This is a genomic window from Bradyrhizobium sp. 137, assembly GCF_023074095.1.
Taxonomy (GTDB): Bacteria; Pseudomonadota; Alphaproteobacteria; order Rhizobiales; family Xanthobacteraceae; genus Bradyrhizobium.
The window spans coordinates 52,103-70,923 of sequence record NZ_JADPKU010000044.1; the positions used below are offsets into that span (position 1 = coordinate 52,103).

At 64.8% G+C, this 18,821-nt stretch carries 12 protein-coding genes; 5 read left to right on the plus strand and 7 right to left on the minus strand.

Translation table 11 applies throughout. The annotated features are described in order from the left end of the window. Positions 1 to 30 precede the first annotated feature (30 nt). Positions 31 to 1,482 (minus strand): glutamate synthase subunit beta, encoded by a 1,452-nt coding sequence (locus IVA78_RS09450; RefSeq protein WP_247277691.1) that lies wholly within the window; start codon positions 1,480 to 1,482, stop codon positions 31 to 33. A 155-nt stretch (positions 1,483 to 1,637) separates the two neighbouring features. Continuing rightward, positions 1,638 to 6,371 (minus strand): glutamate synthase large subunit, encoded by a 4,734-nt coding sequence (gltB, locus tag IVA78_RS09455; protein WP_247277690.1) that lies wholly within the window; start codon positions 6,369 to 6,371, stop codon positions 1,638 to 1,640. A gap of 489 nt (positions 6,372 to 6,860) precedes the next feature. On the opposite strand from gltB, the gene IVA78_RS09460 reads away from it, so the two are divergent. Then, entirely contained in the window at positions 6,861 to 7,643 is a 783-nt protein-coding gene (locus IVA78_RS09460; RefSeq protein WP_247277689.1) for a hypothetical protein, read from the plus strand. Positions 7,644 to 7,782: 139 nt separating this feature from the next. Here IVA78_RS09460 and IVA78_RS09465 read toward each other — a convergent pair whose 3' ends face one another. Continuing rightward, positions 7,783 to 8,553 (minus strand): alpha/beta hydrolase, encoded by a 771-nt coding sequence (locus tag IVA78_RS09465; RefSeq protein ID WP_247277688.1) that lies wholly within the window; start codon positions 8,551 to 8,553, stop codon positions 7,783 to 7,785. A 312-nt stretch (positions 8,554 to 8,865) separates the two neighbouring features. Further along, on the minus strand, positions 8,866 to 9,333 hold the full coding sequence (locus tag IVA78_RS09470) for an Hsp20 family protein (RefSeq protein WP_247465134.1): 468 nt from the start codon (positions 9,331 to 9,333) through the stop codon (positions 8,866 to 8,868). Positions 9,334 to 9,539: 206 nt separating this feature from the next. Here IVA78_RS09470 and IVA78_RS09475 point away from each other — a divergent pair, with 206 nt between their 5' ends. Further along, positions 9,540 to 10,487: an alpha/beta hydrolase gene (locus IVA78_RS09475; RefSeq protein ID WP_247277686.1), complete on the plus strand. Its 948-nt coding sequence runs from the start codon at positions 9,540 to 9,542 to the stop codon at positions 10,485 to 10,487. A 93-nt stretch (positions 10,488 to 10,580) separates the two neighbouring features. Here IVA78_RS09475 and IVA78_RS09480 read toward each other — a convergent pair whose 3' ends face one another. Both IVA78_RS09480 and IVA78_RS09485 read right to left on the minus strand, forming a co-directional pair. Then, complete coding sequence (locus IVA78_RS09480) at positions 10,581 to 13,355, minus strand: di-heme-cytochrome C peroxidase (RefSeq protein WP_247277685.1); 2,775 nt, start codon at positions 13,353 to 13,355, stop codon at positions 10,581 to 10,583. Positions 13,356 to 13,528: 173 nt separating this feature from the next. Continuing rightward, positions 13,529 to 15,325 (minus strand): tetratricopeptide repeat protein, encoded by a 1,797-nt coding sequence (locus IVA78_RS09485; protein ID WP_247277684.1) that lies wholly within the window; start codon positions 15,323 to 15,325, stop codon positions 13,529 to 13,531. A gap of 210 nt (positions 15,326 to 15,535) precedes the next feature. Here IVA78_RS09485 and IVA78_RS09490 point away from each other — a divergent pair, with 210 nt between their 5' ends. Both IVA78_RS09490 and IVA78_RS09495 read left to right on the plus strand, forming a co-directional pair. After that, positions 15,536 to 16,168, plus strand: coding sequence for a LysE family translocator (locus tag IVA78_RS09490; protein ID WP_247417116.1), 633 nt, complete (start codon positions 15,536 to 15,538; stop codon positions 16,166 to 16,168). Between the two features lie 13 nt (positions 16,169 to 16,181). Further along, a complete protein-coding gene (locus tag IVA78_RS09495; protein WP_247465137.1) occupies positions 16,182 to 16,646 on the plus strand; it encodes a GFA family protein in 465 nt (154 codons plus the stop codon). Between the two features lie 29 nt (positions 16,647 to 16,675). Here the strand turns inward: IVA78_RS09495 and IVA78_RS09500 are convergent, their stop codons facing one another. Continuing rightward, complete coding sequence (locus IVA78_RS09500) at positions 16,676 to 17,428, minus strand: sulfite exporter TauE/SafE family protein (protein ID WP_247277681.1); 753 nt, start codon at positions 17,426 to 17,428, stop codon at positions 16,676 to 16,678. Positions 17,429 to 17,519: 91 nt separating this feature from the next. Between IVA78_RS09500 and IVA78_RS09505 the strand changes: the two genes are divergently transcribed. Continuing rightward, positions 17,520 to 18,410 carry a LysR substrate-binding domain-containing protein gene (locus IVA78_RS09505; RefSeq protein WP_247277680.1) on the plus strand — a complete coding sequence of 297 codons (891 nt, stop codon included), beginning with the start codon at positions 17,520 to 17,522 and terminating at the stop codon, positions 18,408 to 18,410. The last annotated feature ends 411 nt before the right edge of the window (positions 18,411 to 18,821 follow it).

Genomic DNA, 18,821 nt, shown 5'->3' on the forward strand with positions numbered 1-18,821 from the left:
TTTGAAGCTTGGCTGCTGCGCGAGCCGCGACTACCGCGGCAGATCCGTCTTCCCCATCAGGAACGTATCGATCGACCGGGCGCACAGCCGGCCCTCGCGGATCGCCCAGACCACCAGCGATTGGCCGCGGCGCATGTCGCCGGCGGTGAACACGTTCGGGCGCGAGGTCTGGTAGTCCAGCGTGTTAGCCTTGACGTTGCCGCGACCGTCGAGCTCGACCGCGAGCAGGTTCAAGAGGCCCTCGTGCACGGGATGCACAAAGCCCATCGCGAGCAGGACGAGCTCGGCATCGAGCACGAACTCCGTGCCGGCAATCGGTTTGAACTTGTCGTCGACGCGCACGCAGTGCAGCTTCTTGACCTTGCCGTTCTCGCCCGAGAACTTCTGCGTCAGCACGGCGTATTCGCGGATCGCGCCTTCGGCCTGGCTGGAAGAGGTGCGCATCTTCAGCGGCCAGTTCGGCCAGGTCAGGCCCTTGTTCTCGCGCTCGGGCGGGGCGGGCATGATCTCGAGCTGGGTCACCGAGAGCGCGCCCTGGCGCAGCGAGGTGCCGATGCAGTCAGATCCGGTGTCGCCGCCGCCGATGACGACGACGTGCTTGCCGCCGGCCAGGATCTCCTGGACGCCGCGGAGCGGCTCCTCGGAGACGCGGCGGTTCTGCTGCGGCAGGAAGTCCATCGCGTAGTGAATGCCTTCGAGATCGCGGCCGGGGATCGGCAGGTCGCGCGGAGCTTCGGCGCCGCCGGTCAGCGCGACAGCGTCGTACTCGTTGAGCATCTCGCGCGGATCGACATTGCCGTCGGCGCCGACATGGCTGTTGTAGTGGAAGGTGACGCCTTCGGCTTCCATCTGCTTGACGCGGCGGTCGATGATGCCCTTCTCCATCTTGAAGTCGGGGATGCCGTAGCGGAGCAGGCCGCCGGCCTTGGCGTACTTCTCGAACAGATGCACGTCGTGGCCGGCGCGGGCGAGCTGCTGCGCGCAGGCCATGCCGGCCGGACCCGAGCCGATCACGGCGACCTTCTTGCCAGTCTTGACGGTAGCCACTTCCGGCTTCACCCAGCCATTGTCCCAGGCGCGATCGACGATCGCGCATTCGATGGTCTTGATGGTGACGGGGTTGTCGTCGATGTTGAGCGTGCAGGAGGCTTCACACGGCGCCGGACAGATGCGCCCCGTGAACTCCGGGAAATTGTTGGTCGAGTGCAGGTTGCGCGAGGCTTCTTCCCAGTTGCCCTGGTAAACGAGATCGTTCCAATCCGGGATCTGGTTGTTGACCGGGCAGCCTGGCGTGCCGGGCGCGACCGAGCCTGTGCCGTGACAATAGGGAATGCCGCAGTTCATGCAGCGCGCGGCCTGGTCGCGCACCTCCTTCTCGGAGAGGGGAACGACGAACTCGTGAAAATGCTTCACGCGCTCGGCGACCGGGATGTACTTGCGGTCATGCCGTTCGATTTCAAGAAAACCGGTGATCTTGCCCATTAAACCCGTAGTCCCTGCCGCTTAGTCGTTTGTTCTCTCACTCCTCATCCTGAGGAGCGGCGCCCTTTCGCGCCGCGTCTCGAAGGATGAGGTCCCGGATGGTGGCCTCATGGTTCGAGACGGCGCTCCGCGCCTCCTCACCATGAGGTTATTCTCTACGCCCCGATTGCGATCTTCGGCTCGGCGTCAGCATTGGCGGCCATTTCGCGCAGCGCGCGCCGGTACTCGACCGGCATCACCTTGCGGAATTTAGGCAGCCATTCCTTCCAATTGGCAAGGATGTCGGCGGCGCGCTTGGAGCCGGTCGCTTTGGCATGGCGCGAGATCAGCACGTGCAGCCGCTCGACGTCGGAGGCGAGCAGGTTCTTGAACACGTCGACCCGGCCATGCGCCTCGAGGTCACCGGCGTGGTGATAGGTGCCGGCATTGATCAGCTCTTCCGACAGCACCGGCTCGAGCTCGACCATCGACAGATTGCACAGCCGGTCGAAATCGCCGGCCTCGTCCAGCACGTAGGCGATGCCGCCGGACATGCCCGCCGCGAAGTTGCGCCCGGTCTTGCCGAGCACGACCACGATGCCGCCGGTCATGTATTCGCAGCAATGATCGCCCGCGCCCTCGACCACCGCGACCGCACCCGAGTTGCGCACGGCAAAGCGCTCGCCGGCGATGCCGCGGAAGTAGCATTCGCCTTCGATCGCGCCGTACATCACGGTATTGCCGACGATGATGCTCTCTTCCGGCACGATCGCAGAGTTCCTCGGCGGCTTGACTATGATCTTGCCGCCCGAGAGGCCCTTGCCGACATAGTCGTTGGCCTCACCCTCGAGCTCGAAGGTGACGCCGTTGGCGAGCCAGGCGCCGAAGGCCTGTCCGGCAGTGCCCTTGAGGCTGACATGGATGGTGTCATGCGGCAGGCCGGCATGGCCGTAGATCTTGGCGACCGCACCCGACAGCATGGCGCCGGCGGAACGGTTGGTGCTGTTGATCGCGGCCTCGATCTTCACCGGCGCGCCGCGGTCAAGCGCAGGCGTCGCCTTCTCGATCAGCGTGCGGTCGAGCACGGCCTCCAGATGATGGTTCTGGCGCTCGGAATGATAGATCTTCTGGCCGTTCTCTTCCTTCTGCTTGACGAACAGCTTTGAGAAGTCGAGGCCCTTGGCCTTCCAGTGCGCGACCAGCTTGGTCTGGTCGAGCAGCTGCACCTGGCCGACCATTTCGTTGAAGGTGCGGAAGCCGAGCGAAGCCATGATCTCGCGGACTTCTTCCGCGACGAAGAAGAAGTAGTTGATCACGTGCTCGGGCTGGCCGGTAAAGCGCTTGCGCAGCACCGGATCCTGCGTCGCGACGCCGACCGGACAGGTGTTGAGGTGGCACTTGCGCATCATGATGCAGCCGGCCGCGATCAAGGGCGCGGTGGCGAAGCCGAACTCGTCGGCGCCCAGCAGCGCGCCGATCACGACGTCACGGCCGGTGCGGAAGCCGCCGTCGACCTGGACCACGATGCGGCTGCGCAGCCGCTCGCGCACCAGGGTCTGATGGGTCTCGGCGAGGCCGATCTCCCAGGGCGAGCCGGCGTGCTTGATCGACGTCAGCGGCGAGGCGCCAGTGCCGCCCTCGAAGCCCGCGATGGTGACATGGTCGGCGCGCGCCTTGGCGACGCCCGCGGCGACCGTGCCGACGCCGATCTCGGAGACGAGCTTGACCGAGACGTCGCCCGCCGGGTTGACGTTCTTGAGGTCGTAGATGAGCTGCGCCAGATCCTCGATCGAGTAGATGTCGTGGTGCGGCGGCGGCGAGATCAGGCCGACGCCCGGCGTCGAGTGCCGGACCCTGGCGATGGTCGCGTCGACCTTGTGACCGGGCAGCTGGCCGCCTTCGCCGGGCTTGGCGCCCTGTGCCATCTTGATCTGCATCATGTCGGAGTTGACGAGATACTCCGTGGTGACGCCGAAACGGCCCGAGGCGACCTGCTTGATCGCCGAGCGCATGGAATCGCCGTTCGGCATCGGCTTGAAGCGGTCGGCTTCCTCGCCGCCTTCACCGGTGTTCGACTTGCCGCCGATCCGGTTCATCGCGATCGCGAGCGTGGTATGGGCCTCGCGCGAGATCGAGCCGAAGCTCATCGCACCTGTTGCGAAACGCTTGACGATCTCCTTGGCCGGCTCGACCTGGTCGAGCGGCACCGGCTTGCGCTTCTCCTCCTCCGCGTTCTTGATCCGGAAGAGGCCGCGCAGCGTCAAAAGGCGCTCCGACTGCTCATTGAGGATTTTTGCGAAGGCGCGGTAGCGCTCCTGCGAATTGCCGCGGGCGGCGTGCTGGAGCAGCGACACTGACTCGGCGGTCCATGCATGGTCCTCGCCGCGGCTGCGATAGGCGTATTCGCCGCCGACGTCGAGCGCGGTCTTGTAGACCTGCGCCTCGCCGAACGCGTCGGCATGGCGGCGTACCGCTTCTTCGGCGATCTCGGAAAGACCGACGCCCTCGACGCGGGTGTGCGTGCCGGCGAAGAACTTTGCGACGAAGTCCGCCTTGAGGCCGACTGCGTCGAAAATCTGCGCGCCGCAATAGGACTGGTAGGTCGAGATGCCCATCTTGGACATCACCTTGAGCAGGCCCTTGCCGATCGACTTGATGTAGCGCTTGACGATCTCGTAGTCGTCGAGCGAGCCGGGCAGGCGGTCCTTCATCGCGATGATGGTCTCGAACGCGAGGTAAGGATTGATCGCTTCGGCGCCGTAGCCTGCAAGGCAGGCAAAGTGATGCACTTCGCGCGGCTCGCCGGATTCGACGACGAGGCCGACCGAGGTGCGCAAGCCGGTGCGGATCAGGTGGTGATGCACGGCGGCGCAGGCCAGCAGCGACGGGATCGGCACCCGGTCGGTGCCGACCATGCGGTCGGACAGGATGATGATGTTGACGCCCTCGCGCACCGCGCTCTCAGCGCGCGCGCAGAGCTCGTCGAGCACCTGATCCATGCCGGCCGCCCCGAGGCCAGCGTGGAATGTGGTGTCGAGCGTGCGCGACTTGAAGTGCGACTCGGCGACCTCGGAGATCGAGCGGATCTTTTCAAGGTCCGCGTCGGTCAGGATCGGCTGGCGCACTTCGAGGCGCTTGGTCGTGGCCATGCCTTGCAGATCGAACAGGTTCGGCCGGGGCCCGATGATTGAGACGAGGCTCATCACCAGCTCTTCGCGGATCGGGTCGATCGGCGGGTTGGTGACCTGCGCAAAGTTCTGCTTGAAGTAGGTGAACAGCGGCTTGGCCTTGTCCGACAGCGCCGAGATCGGCGTGTCGTTGCCCATCGAGCCCGCGGCTTCCTCGCCTGTGGCCGCCATCGGCGTCATCAGGATGGTGATGTCTTCCTGGCTGTAGCCGAACGCCTGCTGGCGATCGAGCAGCGACAGGTTGGAGCGCACGCCGGTGGTCGGCACCTTCGGCAACTCCTCCAGCACGATCTGGGTCCGCTCCAGCCACTCCTTGTAGGGATGGCTCTTGGCAAGCTCGGCCTTGATCTCGTCGTCGGGAATCAAGCGGCCCTGTTCGAGGTCGACCAGCAGCATCTTGCCCGGCTGCAAGCGCCACTTGGTGATGATCTGGTCCTCGGGGATCGTCAGCACGCCCATCTCGGACGCCATCACGATGCGGTCGTCTTTGGTCACCAGATAGCGCGCCGGCCGCAATCCGTTGCGGTCGAGCGTGGCGCCGATCTGGCGGCCGTCGGTGAAGGCGATCGCGGCGGGGCCATCCCACGGCTCCATCAGCGCGGCGTGATATTCGTAGAAGGCGCGGCGCTTCTCATCCATCAAGGGATTGCCGGCCCACGCCTCCGGAATCATCATCATGACGGCGTGCGGCAGTGAGTAGCCGCCCTGCACCAGAAATTCGAGCGCGTTGTCGAAGCAGGCGGTGTCCGACTGTCCCTCATAGGAGATCGGCCAGAGCCGGTTGATGTCCTTGCCGTAGAGCTCGGAGCTCACCGAGGCCTGGCGCGCCGCCATCCAGTTGACGTTGCCGCGCAGCGTGTTGATCTCGCCGTTATGCGCGATCATGCGATAGGGATGCGCCAGCGACCAGGCCGGGAAGGTGTTGGTCGAGAAGCGCTGGTGAACGAGTGCCAGCGCGCTCTCGAAGTCCTTCTCGTGCAAATCGGGATAGTACTTGCCGAGCTGGTCGGCGAGGAACATGCCCTTGTAGATCACAGTGCGGCAGGACATCGAGCAGGGGTAATAGCCCGCAAGTCCGCGGTCGCGGCGCTGGTAGATCGCCTGCGAGATCGACTTGCGCAGGATGTAGAGCCGGCGCTCGAATTCGTCCTCGGTCTTGGCGGTGCCGTTGCGGCCGATGAACACCTGCATGCAGGCCGGCTCGGTCGGCTTCACGGTGATGCCTAGCGAGGAATTGTCGGTCGGCACGTCGCGCCAGCCGAGCAGCGTCAGGCCCTCTTCCTTGATCTGGTCGGCGATGATGCTCTTGATGACGTTGCGCCAGGCGGTGTCGCGCGGCATGAACAGCGCGCCGATGGCATATTCGCCCGGATTCGGCAGCGCGAAGCCGAGCTCCTTCGCCTTGCGGCTGAAGAAGGCGTGCGGGATCTGCACCAGGATGCCGGCACCGTCACCGGCGCGCGGATCGGCGCCGACGGCGCCGCGATGCTCGAGGTTGCAGAGGATGCTCAGCGCGTCCGCGACGATCTCGTGCGACTTCTTGCCCTTGATGTTGGCGATGAAGCCGACGCCGCAGGAGTCCTTCTCCAGGCTCGGATCGTACAGGCCTTCGGCTTCAGGGCGCGAATTGTGTTCCTGAATCGGATCGGTCGTTTTCGAGGCGACCGTCGCCGACAGCTGTTCTGCCACGATGTTTGCGCGCCCGAATTGCGACCCGTTCATTGTCCTGTCCTCTCCATGCGGCAAGCTGCCTCACCGCCATCTTCGGCGCACCTTGGGCGTTCCGCGGCACCCGCCTCTGGGTCACCGCTCGTCCGCTAGCGAGCCGCATTTTCTTAAATTCAGGCCTAGGCGTTCTTCGTCCCCGAGAACGGCTTTGCCTGGTACCTTCCCGGCGCTCGAGAGCACCGCTTTCGCTGCAATCCCCATGCCGGGGACCGCAAGCAAAATTGAGACAGCTTTCCTGTCCTAACCATCACCTTGCCAAATTTTTGTCTAGCACACAAGCGCGCACAAGTCCCGATTCCCGAGGTGTCAATTCCCGCTTTCCGTAGGCCGGCAGCCCCGGTTTTGAAGCAAACGTGCCCCGATCCGGCCCCGCGGGCGCCGAAATCCCGAATGAAGCTTCGGATCAACCCTTCGGAAGGCGCGCCACGCCGCGCGAAGCGAAAGAGGGCCGCCGTCGGGGGGCCTGACAGGAGCGTCTCGACCATGAAGTTTTTCACAGGATGTGTGGCTGCCGCCGCGCTGGCGCTGGCCGCAAGTGCGGGGCATGCGCAGGCTCCTCCGAACGGTATCGGGAGAGGGGGCGTTATCGCAGTGTCGGATTTCGACGGACCCTATGCGCCGCCGGAGGCCGCGCCGCCACCGCCGCCGCGTTACGGCTATGGCTACGGCTCCGAGGGGCGCGGTCCGGCCCCGGTGCTGCTGCCGTCGACCGAGGTCTATGCGGTGCTGCGCGAAAACGGCTTCTCGCCGCTCGGCATCCCGCGCCTGCGCGGCAGCGTCTACACCATCGCAGTGATCGACCATCGCGGCGACGATGGCCGGCTGGTGATCGACGCCCGCGACGGACGGATCATCCGCTTCATGCGCGCCAGTGACGCCTACGGCATGGCGCCCGCCTATGACGAGCACGCGGTCGCGCCTTACGGCCCGCAAAGCGCGCTCCCGCCGCCGACGGTGATCCGCAGCGGCCCGCCGCGCCCGCCGGCTTCGATTCCGCATGTCGCCAGCCGCACGGTGCCGATGCCCAAGGCTGCCCCGCGGCGCGGGGCGACGCCGGTGGCCGCGGCGAAGCCGGCCGAACCCGCGCGGCAGGAGGCTCAGGCGCCGCCGCCGGTACAGGCACGGCCCGCGCAGCAGACCACTGCCGTGGCCGCAAAGCCTGCCGAGGCCGCTCCGCAGGCGGCCCCGCCAACCGTCGCTCAGGCCAAGCCGGCGCCGGCGATCATGCCGACCCAGGAGATGCCGGCCGCACAGGGCCTGGATTAGCGAGCTGCTGCTTGACGCGACGGCCCGTCTTAAATTCCTCGGTGTCGTCCTGGCTTTCACCAGGACGCTGCGGAGAGATGTGGGCAAAAATGAAAGGCGCCCGACAATCTCGGGCGCCTTTGCATCAGGCCATCGTTCCTCAGCTATGCCCATACCCCGCCGCGTTCAGGATCAGCTTCGCCACTTCCCTCGGATGCGACACCAGCGAGAGGTGGCCGGCATCGAGCTCGATCGTGGTGGCGTTCATGCGCTTGGCGAGGAAACGTTCGAGATCGGGATTGATGGTGTAGTCGTTCTTCGACACCGCGTACCAGGCCGGCTTGCTGTGCCATGCAGCTTCCGTGGTGCGGCCGGCGAAGATTGAGGCTGCGGTTGGCCATTGCACCGCGTAGAGCTCCTTGGCCTGCTCCGACTTCACGCCATTGGCGAAATATTTCAGGAAGGCGTCTTCCGAGAGTTTTGTGTAGCCGTCGCGCTCGACAATGCCTGCGCGGGCAGGTCCCGCCGGAAACTGCTTGGACAGCGCGACGAAATCCTCGTTCGCGTCGGGAGCACGTGCAGCGACATAGACGAGGCCGGTGACCTTCGGGTCAGTGCCGACCTGGCTGATCACGGTGCCGCCCCAGGAATGCGCGACCAGCACGGTCGGTCCGTCCTGTTCAGCCAGTACGCGCTTGGTCGCGTCGACCGAGTCCGCAAGCGACGACAGCGGATTCTGCACGGCGGTCACGTGCAGGCCTGCGGCCTGGAGGATCGGGATCACCTCCGACCAGCTCGAGCCGTCGGCCCAGGCGCCGTGCACCAGCACGACGTTGTTGGCTTTCACTGTTTGCGGTGTCTGCGCGTCGGCAAGGCGGATGGGGGCCGCTAAAAGGCTCGCGGCGACGAAAAGGCTGCGCCAGAGTGTCATGATCGTTTTCCGTCTCGTTTTGGTTTCGATGACCATAGGACGGAGGGAGGGGTGGCCGCGTTACGCGACTTCACTGCTCTGTGATGCGGTGCAATAGCGGCACAGAAACGGTGTCGTGGCGAAGGCCAGAACCCATACCGCGAGGTCTATCGGCCGAAGTGAGGTGTTCGTGCCGGAGGCGAGTCTTCGCCAATCGTCTCGCTGGGGTGTGGGTCGTCGCCTTCGCCAGAACGACGGCGGGAGGCGCGATCACGAACGAAAAAAACGCCCCGGGGCACCGGGGCGTTCTCGCAACTTGGAAGTGACGTGCCTTTACGCGGCGGCTTGCGCGGAGCTCTCGATCACCTGCGCCTTCGGGGCGCTGGTGTTGATCGCGATCTGGCGCGGCTTCTTGGCCTCGGGAATCTCGCGTACGAGGTCGACGTGAAGCAGGCCATTCTCGAGCGAGGCGTCCTTCACCTGCACGAAGTCGGCAAGCTGGAAGGCGCGCTCGAAGGCACGCGCGGCGATGCCGCGGTAGAGCACTTCGGATTGCGAGTTCTCGTTGGCGACTTTCTCGCCCTTGATCGTCAGCGTGTTTTCCTTCGCGACGATGGAGAGCTCATCGTTGGCGAAGCCAGAGACCGCAACGGTGATGCGGTAGGCGTTCTCGCCGGTGCGCTCGATGTTGTAGGGGGGATAACCGGGGCTGCCGTCCGATGTTGCCTGGTCGAGCAGGCTGAAGAGGCGGTCGAAGCCGACGGTGGAACGATAGAACGGGGTGAGATCATAGCTACGCATGGTCAAGTCCTCCATAGAGCGACTGTTGGGTAACCCGCCCGCCAATCGGGCCGGGCTTTCGTCTGTGTGCAGCCTGATGTTCCGGTTCCGAAACACTGGTAGCGGCCTGCACGAAAATGATATGGGTGGAACGAGACGGCGTTCAAGAGGGCGGCATTTGCGCCTTTTCGGCGCTTTAGCCCCTTGATTTGCAGTACTTCCCGCCTATGACGCTGGTCTCGATCCCGTCCAATCCCGTCCCCGAAAACGTCGTCAGCGGCACCATCAAGACCCCCGATGGCGCCGAGTTGCGCTTTGCGCGCTGGGCGCCGCCGGCGGGCCGCAAGGGCACGGTCTGCGTCTTCACCGGGCGCAGCGAGCAGATCGAGAAATATTTCGAGACGGTCCGGGATTTGCGCGACCGCGGCTTTGCGGTGGCGATGATCGACTGGCGCGGACAGGGCCATTCCTCGCGCCGCCTGCGCGATCCGCGCAAGGGCTATGTGCGCGACTTCGCCGATTTCGAGGTGGACGTCGAGACCTTCGTGCAGCAGGTGGTGTTGCCGGATTGCCCGCCGCCGTTCTTTGCGCTCGCCCATTCCATGGGCGGCACGGTGCTGCTGCGGGTCGCGCATGCCGGCAAGCGCTGGTTCGACCGCATGGTGCTGTCGGCGCCGATGATCGACCTGCCTGGCCGCACCACGTCGTTTCCGGCCCGCGCGCTCATAAAGACGATGCGCCTGTTCGGGCAGGGCAGCCGTTATGTCCCCGGCGGCAGCAGCCGCATCACCGGGCTCGATCCCTTCATCAACAATCCCTTGACCAGCGATCCCGTGCGCTATGCGCGCAATGTCGCGATCCTGGAGGAGGATCCGACGCTGGGGCTGGCGTCCCCGACGGTGGCCTGGGCCGACGCTGCCTTCAGCGCGATGCAAACCTTCAAGCGCGTGAAATATCCGTCAGAGATCCGCCAGCCAATCCTGATGCTGGCGGCCTCCAGCGACACCGTGGTCTCCACCGCTGCGATCGAGGAGTTCGCCTATCATTTGCGCGCCGGCTCGCATCTCGTCATCGCGGGCTCGAAGCACGAGATACTCCAGGAGCAGGACCGTTACCGCTCCCAGTTCTGGGCCGCCTTCGACGCCTTCGTGCCGGGCACGCCGCTGTTCAAGTGAGAGCCCTGGTTCCGCAAGAGTGGTGTGGACCTGCAGAGAATCCTCATCCTCCGTTATTGCGAGGAGCTCTTGCGACGAAGCAAATGGCGGTGCTCACAGCGTCTTCAAATACTCGATCAAATCGTAGCGCTCGGCATCGTCCTTGAACGCGCGGCCGATGACGCCGGGGCGCTTCGGATCGCCTTCCTTGCGCTCGAAGGAATGGCCGAGCACGCTGTTGCCCTGGATCGGCTTGCCGTCCGATCCCGTCGCAGAGAATTCCGTTTCGCCGGTCTTGCAACGCTCGTTGTCGGTGACTGCAAAACCGACGGTCTCGGGATCATAGTCGCGGCGGCCCATGCAGAATTTTTGCGGGCGCTCGCCCGCCGGCTTCAGCAACCAATACAGTGAAGGTACCGAACCGTTGTGCAGGTAAGGTGCGGTGGCCCAGATGCCGTTCAGTGGCCGCGCGCGATAGCGCGGATCAGGCGCGGGATTGAGACAGTTCTTGCGCGCGAGATTCCATAATTTCGCCCGCTCGGCCTCCGGCATCTTCTCGTCGTCCATCCATTTGCGGGCGACGAGATCGACCACCGTCATCAGGCCGAGCGCATAGATCATCTCGTTGGGCGAGGTGCTTGCGGTCGGGATGTCGCATTGCCACCATTTCTGGAGATCGGCCGTGTTCACCTTCAGGAAGCCGGGCACATCGACGGTCCTCTTGCTGAGGACAAGGGACTGTTCGGGATCCGTCTTGATCTCGTCGAGGGGGATCGTCACCGCGTTCAGGACCTTGCTGTCGCCGCTCGGCTCCCAATGCTTCGATGACCAGAAGGCCGGGCTGTCGACGGCGGGCAGATGGCATCCGGAGCACATCTCGGTGTAGATCGCACGGCCGCGTTCGACGCGATCAGGCTTCAGCCTCCAGGCATCGCCGAGGATCTGCGAGGGCCATTTCGGCGCGAGCAGGCCGCCGAACTTCGGACCGGAGGAAGGATCGGCGGCCTTGAACGGATCGGGGCCTCTCAGCAAGTCCTCGATCCAGCCGAGTGTCGTGATGTTCACCGAGGAGCGCCACAGCCTGTCCTCTGGATAGGCATCGGACAGGTTAAGCAGGGCCGTCACGCCGAGGGCTTCGCCGGCGTTGCGGATCAGCGGCTGCTCGATCGAGGCGTCGTACTGGGCGAACTTGAACCACGGCACGGTCCAGATCGCGGGGTAGCTGACCGGCGCGTCCTGGGCGTGCAGGTTCTTCTCGAATCCCTTGACGCCGCTCAGAGCGAGATCTTGCGAAAAGACCTGATTGCCGATGCGGTTGAGGGCATCGAGCCGGCCGAACCCTTCCTCGGTATCCTTCTGCTGCTTGCCGTCCCAGGTTGTCTTGCCTTCGATCGTTTGTTGCTGGGTTTTTGCCCAATCGATCAGGAAGGTGCCGATCGTGCTGAGCTTCTGCTTGAGCGCGGCGCGGTCCGTCTTGCTGGCCTCAGCGCCGAGCACGCGATCGGCGAAGCGTTGAAAGCGGAACGGAACGTGCAGCGTGTAGGCGATCGACAGGCCGGTCGCGAGCTCGAGCTTCTTCAGGTCGGTCATCGCCGGACCGCCGTCGAAGCGGACGTCGACGTCCTGATAATGGATCTGGCCGGTATGACAGGCCGCGCAGGTCAGCCCGATCTTATCCTCTTCGCGGCGGCCCGTCGCGGGATCGACGACACCGGTCATCCGCGCGAAGCCAACCGGCAGGCCGTCGACGTTCTCCGTCGGCGTCCATCTCGTCGACCAGTCCGACACCGGCGTCGTTTCGTAGACATTGGCGTAGCCGAACCGGCGCAGCGTCGCCGTGTCGGTCAGGATCGACTGCGGGCTCGGGATGAAGCCGAAGCGCTCGAGATAGGCGCTGTCCTTCATCATGCCCGGCTTCGAGAACAGATGAAGGCGCGGCTGCTCCAGCGCCACGAACCACTCATAGGGCACCGGGAAGGTCGCAGTGCCTTGGCTGGCATGGTGGAACCAGTGCCGGTCCTTCAACGACCAGTTTTGCTCAAGCCAATAGGCCGCTTTCGTCTCCGGCAGCTGCGGCAACGGTGGCGGCAGAAGATTCACGAGAATGCCCTTCTGCGGCAGCAAGGCGCGGACCTGGTTGGGGAATTCGGCGACCGCGACGAGGGCGAGGAGACCGAGACCGATCACGACCGCTGTGAGCGCGACCGTCCAACGAAAGCCGAGCTGGCAGGCCGACAGCAGCGGCTGCGACACGATCCGCTGGTTGATACGGTCCGGGAATTTGCGCTGCTCGAACAGCGTGCGCACGTCGGCCACGCTGAGATAACGCTCCTCGCCCTTCTTACCCTTGCCCATGATCTTCAGGAGGATGGGCCATTCGAACTTCATCAGCAGCGGGTCGTACCAGCGTGCGGCGCTGCCGGCGCGCTGAAGGTTGTCGTGCATGAAGGTCTTGATTTCGACGGCGTTGAGGCCAACCTCGCCGATGCCGGTGTTGGGATCGGTGTAGGTCCGGCCGAAGCTCGCGAGCCGCGCGATCTCGTCCTCGTTGACCTTGCCGTCAACGCCGAGGATGCGCGAGCCGGCGCCGCGCTTGTCGAGCGGACCGCCGCGCAACGCGTCGAGCTGCGGGCCCGACCAGATGGTCTTCAGGATGTGACTGATACCGTTGGCGATGAGCGCAACGCCGCGAACCTGGATGCGGGCCGATATCTTCTTCACCCCCGTCTCGCCGCTCGCATTCGCAATGGTCTGCGATAGCGTGTTGAGCGGGACGGTCTCGCCGTCGATGAAGCCTTCGCCGACGAGGCCGCGAAGGAACGGACAGGGATTATTTGGCGAAACCTGGATCGAAGGGTCAAAGGGCGGCTTCGAAGCGGCGTGATGCATGGCCCAAATCCGAATCGTGAAAAAGCAGGCGCGCCGTTAGAGCGCGAAAGTTTTAACAAACCGACAGCACGATATACGACTTCAGCGTGTGACGAAGTGTGGCGGATTTCACTGTCCTGGAAACAAGAGCAGACGTGAGGCTGCCAATGGACTGCAATGGACCCGTGGCCCTGTCAGGACTCGGCGGCGCGCTTGAGGTCGCTCTGCACCAGGGTCAGCTTGCCGAGCGGCACGCCAGCCTTCAGCAGACCCTCGCGGTAATGGGCGATGTCCTCAGGCCGCTTCCAGTGGAAGTTGCGCAAGTGCCTGTCGACATTCAGGGTTGGATAGTTTGCCATCAGCACGCCGACGGCCTCGTTCGCCTCGCCGCTCCGTCCCATTTGGGCCAACGCCGCGGCGCGGATCGCCAGTGCCTGCATGTGGTTCGGGTTGATGTAGAGCTGCTCGCGCGCCCATGACAGGGTCGCATCATATTGGCGCAACAGATAGTGACTGAAGGCGTTCAGCGCCGCCCATTGGTAGCGCGGGTCGCTGTTGTCGCGCTGCGCCGCCATCGAGAACAGCTCGATCGCCTCGCGGTGTTCGCCGATGACGAAATGGCAGATGCCGAGCACGCCCCGCGCGCCGTTGTCGTAGGGGTTGAGTGCGACCGCGCGCTTGGCGGCGTCCATCGCGGCGTCGTAATGCCCCTCCATGGCGTGGGCCCAGGACAGGATCGAGAACGCGAAGGAGGAGCGCGGGTCCAGCCGGACGCTGGTCTCGGCGAGGTCCATCGCCTCGGCCCACATCTCGCGCGTGCCCTTGACCCAGCCGAACTGGATGCTCTGGATCTGGATCGTGCCGAGATAGGCATGCGCGATCGACAGTTTGGGGTCGAGCCTGATGGCCTCGCGGAACAGCTCGACCGCGACGGCCAAATCCTCCTTGGTCTGCCGGTAGTAGTGCGACAATCCCTTGAGAAAGCGGTCCCAGGCGCTCACGTCAGTCGACAGCCGCGCCGGCGCCGAGGCTTCGGCGCGGACGATCTCGGTGGCGATGGCGGCGGACAGGTTGGTGGTGATCTCGTCCTGCATCGCGAACAGGTCGCCAATGTCGCGGTCGTAGCGGCCGGTCCAGAGCTGCTCGCCGCTCTCCGGCGCGATCAGCTCGGCGGTGACGCGGATCTTGGCACCGGCACGCCGCACCGAGCCCTGGATCAGATAGGTGGCATCGATCTCGCGCGCGATCAGCCGCGTGCTGGTGTTCTTGCCCTTGAAGGCGAAAGTCGAGTTGCGGCTCAGCACGCGGTAGAAGGATTGCAGCGACAGCGCGTGGATCAAATCCTCAGTGAGCCCGTCGGAGAAATATTCGTCCTGGGCATCGCTGAGATTGGCGAAGGGCAGTACGCCGACGATCGCGGTGCGGTACTGCTGCGAAAGGGCGGAGGCCTCCCTCAGCTCGGGCGCGAGCGGCGGCGCGCCCTCGGGCGTCCAGGTCCAGACTCCGACCGCATCCTTGATGTTCTTGAATCGATGGTTGCCGGCGTCGGTGAGCGGCACGGTGAGATGCTTGCTCGCCTCGCGATAGGCCTTCGCCGAGATGGCGAAGCCGCCGGGGCTCGCCACCGATTCCAGGCGGACGGCAATGTTGACGTCGTCACCGAACACTTCGTCCTCGTCGGCGATGACGTCGCCCATGTGGATGCCGAGCCGGAACTGCATGGCGCGGTCGGCGGGCAGATGATGGTTCCGCTCCGCCATCAGCGTCTGCATCGCAATCGCCGCCTCGGTGGCGCCGACGATCGAGGGAAACTCGAGTAGGAAGCCGTCGCCGGTGTTCTTCACGACACGGCCGCCGTGATTGAGGATGATGGGGTGGATCGCGCTGCGATGGGCCTTGAAGGCAGCATGGGTGCCGGCCTCGTCGCTGCCCATCATGCGCGAATAGCCGGCGACATCGGCGCAGACAATGGCGGCCAGACGTCTTTCCATACCCCAGGAGCTCCAAAGGACCTGCGATCGGCCACGGCGTGGCAGTCGCCCCGAATCCCGCATTTCAAGAACCCTGCCTTTATAAAGCAGATAGGGCCGCGCGAAAGTATGATCCGCATTGCAAATTCGAGTTAATTCCCACGCAATTGCGGCAGTGGACGGGGAGGGGCGAACCGATTAAGCCGCTTCAGGGCCGACGGGGGGCATCACATGCTGGGCATTCACGAGATCTGGCTCTTCATCCTGTCGGGCGTGCTGCTCAACGTCACGCCGGGCCCTGATACCGTCTATGTCATCGGCCGCAGCATGCAGATGGGCTGGCGGGGCGGCGCCGCCGCCGCGCTGGGCATCAGTTGCGGCTGCTTTTTCCATGTCGCGGGCGCCTCGATCGGCCTTTCGGCCCTGCTGATGGCCTCATCGACTGCGTTCTCGATCCTGAAGTTGGTCGGCGCGGCCTATCTGGTCGTCACAGGACTTCAGATGCTGTGGTCGCGCCCGGCGCTGGCGGCGGTCAGGGACGAAGGCGAACGGAGCTCGCTGCGGCGGGTCTTCCTCCAGGGCGTCTTCACCAACGCGCTCAACCCCAAGGTCGCGCTGTTCTTCCTCGCCTTCCTGCCGCAATTCGTCGCAGCCGATTCACCGCACAAGCCGCTCGCCTTCCTGACCCTCGGCTTGGTCTTCATCTGCACGGGGACGCTGTGGTGCCTGGTGCTGGCGGCCTTTGCGGCAAGGGCGGCCCATCGCTTGCGGAGCTCCGAGGGCGCGATCGCCTGGGTCAACCGCGCGCTCGGCGGCCTCTTCATCTATCTCGGCATCCGCGTCGCCATGCTGGAGACGCGGTGACTCGTTCGAACGAATGGCTGAAGCATCGCGCGGTTCGCTCGATCGAAGCCGCGCTCGGGAGGTTTTGATGATTCGTGGTAGCTGTCTGTGCGGCGCCGTGCGGTTCGAGATCGATCAGGTACGTTGGCTGACACATTGCCATTGTGCCAATTGCCGCAAGCTGACCGGCGCGGCATTCGCCACCTACGCCCATGTCGACGCCGACAAATTTCGCTTTGTTGCAGGCGAGGAGCTAACGGTGGCTTATGAATCCTCGCCGGGAAGTTTCCGCCATCGGTGCAGGACCTGCGGCTGCCTGACGCCGGGCAAGGCGAGCTATCTCCCGACAGTCAGCATTCCCGCTGGTCTGCTTGATGACGACCCGGAAGTCCGGCCTCGCCTCCACGGTTTCACCTCGTCGCGCGCGCCGTGGTGGACGATCCAGGACGATCTGCCTCAGCACGAAAAATGGGTGCCGGGTTACGCACCCGAGGCGTAAGTCTGTTCGAGTAAAGATGGCGCAGGCCTTCAGGCGAACTCCTTCGCCAGCGCGCTGCCGGCAAGATAGAGGCCGAGCAGGATCATCGCGATCAGGAACCAGCGGCGGAACGCTTCCGCCGGCATCCGCGCCCGTACCGACTGGCCGATGAACATGCCGGCAAAGGCCATGGCGAGTCCCACGGCGCCAGGCACGGCATTGGCGGGCGTCAGTAATCCGACGGCAGTCAGGTTGAAGGCGAGCGCCAGCGTCGCCGTGGTGAAGAACACGCCGAGCGCCTGCACCAGTTCGTCCTTCTCCATGCCGATCGCCTGCATGAACGGCATCGAGGGGATCACCTGCACGCCGGTCGAGGCCGAGATCACGCCGGTGACGACACCGACCACGCCGCCGACCCATTTCTCGTTCTCAGGCGCGACGCGGACCTGGAATTTGTTCAGGCCGATCACCGCGTAGATGACCAGCAGGGCGCCGAGCACGATCGTGCCGTAGCGCGCATGCGGGCCGGTCAACGCGCCCGCGTTGAGCCAGCATCCAATCACGGTGCCGATCATCAGCGGCCACAGCCGCCTCAGAATGTCGCGCAAATGAGGGCCGACGAAAGTCTGCCAGATGTTGGTGATAATCGCGGGCACGATGACGATGGCGATCGCGCGGCTCGGCGCCATGCTCACCGCGAGCAGGCCCATGGACACCGTCGGCAGGCCGAGCCCGACGACGCCCTTGACGAACCCGGCGATCAGGAACACAGCGGCGACGGCAATGAGAAGGGGGTCGAACATAGCCGCACATTGACCGAAGCCTTGCGCCGGCACAATCTGGAGGTTACGGAGACAGCCTTCGCTTGATGCGAAGGCTGGGGAGAAAACCGTCATGCGCTTCGACCTCGTCGACCTCCAGCTCTTCATCGCGGTCGCCGATCAGCGCAGCATCACCCGCGGCGCGGAGCGGTCGCACCTGGCGCTTGCCTCGGCCAGCGCACGCATCAAGGGCCTCGAGGATGCACTCGGCGTCGCGCTGCTCAAGCGCGGGCGCCGCGGCGTCGAGCTGACGGCGGCGGGCGAGAGCTTGCTTGATCACGCGCGCCTCGTCATCCACCAGATCGATGCCATGCGTGGCGATCTCGCCGGCTTTGCCAGCGGCGTGCGCGCCAGCGTGCATTTCCTCGCCAATACCTCAGGGCTCTCGGAGCACTTGCCGAAGGCGCTGGCCGCCTTCCTGCGCGAACATCGCGACGTCGCCGTCGACATCGAGGAGCGCGAGAGCACCGATATTGCGGCGGCGATTACCGCGGGCGCCGCCGACCTCGGCTTTGCCGCCGAGCACGCGCTGCCAGAGCATATCGAGCGCTTCCCCTTCAGCGAGGATCGGCTGACGCTGGTGACGTCGCGCCGTGGCCCGTTCGCGGGCCGCCGCCAGATCGACTTTCAGGAAGCGGGCGCCTGTGACTTCGTCGGCCTGACCAGCGCCACCGCGCTTCAGATGCACATATCGAAACATGCGGCGCGGCTCGGCATGCGCCCGCATTTCCGCGCGCGGCTGCGCGACTTCGACGCGATCTGCCAGATGGTCGCCGCCGATGTCGGCGTGGCGCTTGTGCCCGAAGCCGCCGCCCGCCGCTGCGCCAAGACCATGCCGCTCTCCATGGTCCGCCTGCGCGATGCTTTTGCCAACCGGAAGCTCGTGATCTGCGCGCGCAGCTTCAAGACGCTGCCAAGACCGGCGAAGATGCTGGTGGAGCATTTGCGGGCCACGGCGGCATAAGCCGGGTGTTGCCGCGGAATTGCGGTGCGCGAAGGCAAGCTGACTTGTCTGCATCGCGCCCGCGCCGCCCATGTGGTTCTGGCGCTTGCAGCGTAGGTCGACAAGCCAGGCCCGCCAAGAGCGGGCAAAAATGGTTCTCGCAGCAGATTGCATCTCCAACGTGCGGACGACAGATGCATCGCCGCGTCGAACGTTCCTACTTCATCGAGAAGATCGACGTAGAGCAGGCGTATGTCCGTTTAACGCATGTTAATCTCGATGGATTGGCTATTTAGATGCGCAAGCTTCGCGCGGCGGAAGCGCGATTGTCATAGGAACGCTTGCGCGAGAGATGGCTTGTTCTCGCGGCAAAAGTTCCGGTCCGCGCACGGGTTCATTAATGCAAGGCATCAGATGCTGCTCGCGCTCGCG

Excerpts from the sequence above, each read along its gene's own strand:
- IVA78_RS09505 (WP_247277680.1), top strand. The coding sequence starts at position 17,520 with ATGCGCTTCGACCTCGTCGACCTCCAGCTCTTCATCGCGGTCGCCGAT.
- IVA78_RS09485 (WP_247277684.1), bottom strand. The coding sequence starts at position 15,325 with ATGGAAAGACGTCTGGCCGCCATTGTCTGCGCCGATGTCGCCGGCTAT.
- IVA78_RS09450 (WP_247277691.1), bottom strand. The coding sequence starts at position 1,482 with ATGGGCAAGATCACCGGTTTTCTTGAAATCGAACGGCATGACCGCAAG.
- gltB (WP_247277690.1), bottom strand. The coding sequence starts at position 6,371 with ATGAACGGGTCGCAATTCGGGCGCGCAAACATCGTGGCAGAACAGCTG.
- IVA78_RS09490 (WP_247417116.1), top strand. The coding sequence starts at position 15,536 with ATGCTGGGCATTCACGAGATCTGGCTCTTCATCCTGTCGGGCGTGCTG.
- IVA78_RS09500 (WP_247277681.1), bottom strand. The coding sequence starts at position 17,428 with ATGTTCGACCCCCTTCTCATTGCCGTCGCCGCTGTGTTCCTGATCGCC.
- IVA78_RS09460 (WP_247277689.1), top strand. The coding sequence starts at position 6,861 with ATGAAGTTTTTCACAGGATGTGTGGCTGCCGCCGCGCTGGCGCTGGCC.
- IVA78_RS09495 (WP_247465137.1), top strand. The coding sequence starts at position 16,182 with ATGGCTGAAGCATCGCGCGGTTCGCTCGATCGAAGCCGCGCTCGGGAG.
- IVA78_RS09470 (WP_247465134.1), bottom strand. The coding sequence starts at position 9,333 with ATGCGTAGCTATGATCTCACCCCGTTCTATCGTTCCACCGTCGGCTTC.
- IVA78_RS09475 (WP_247277686.1), top strand. The coding sequence starts at position 9,540 with ATGACGCTGGTCTCGATCCCGTCCAATCCCGTCCCCGAAAACGTCGTC.
- IVA78_RS09480 (WP_247277685.1), bottom strand. The coding sequence starts at position 13,355 with ATGCATCACGCCGCTTCGAAGCCGCCCTTTGACCCTTCGATCCAGGTT.
- IVA78_RS09465 (WP_247277688.1), bottom strand. The coding sequence starts at position 8,553 with ATGACACTCTGGCGCAGCCTTTTCGTCGCCGCGAGCCTTTTAGCGGCC.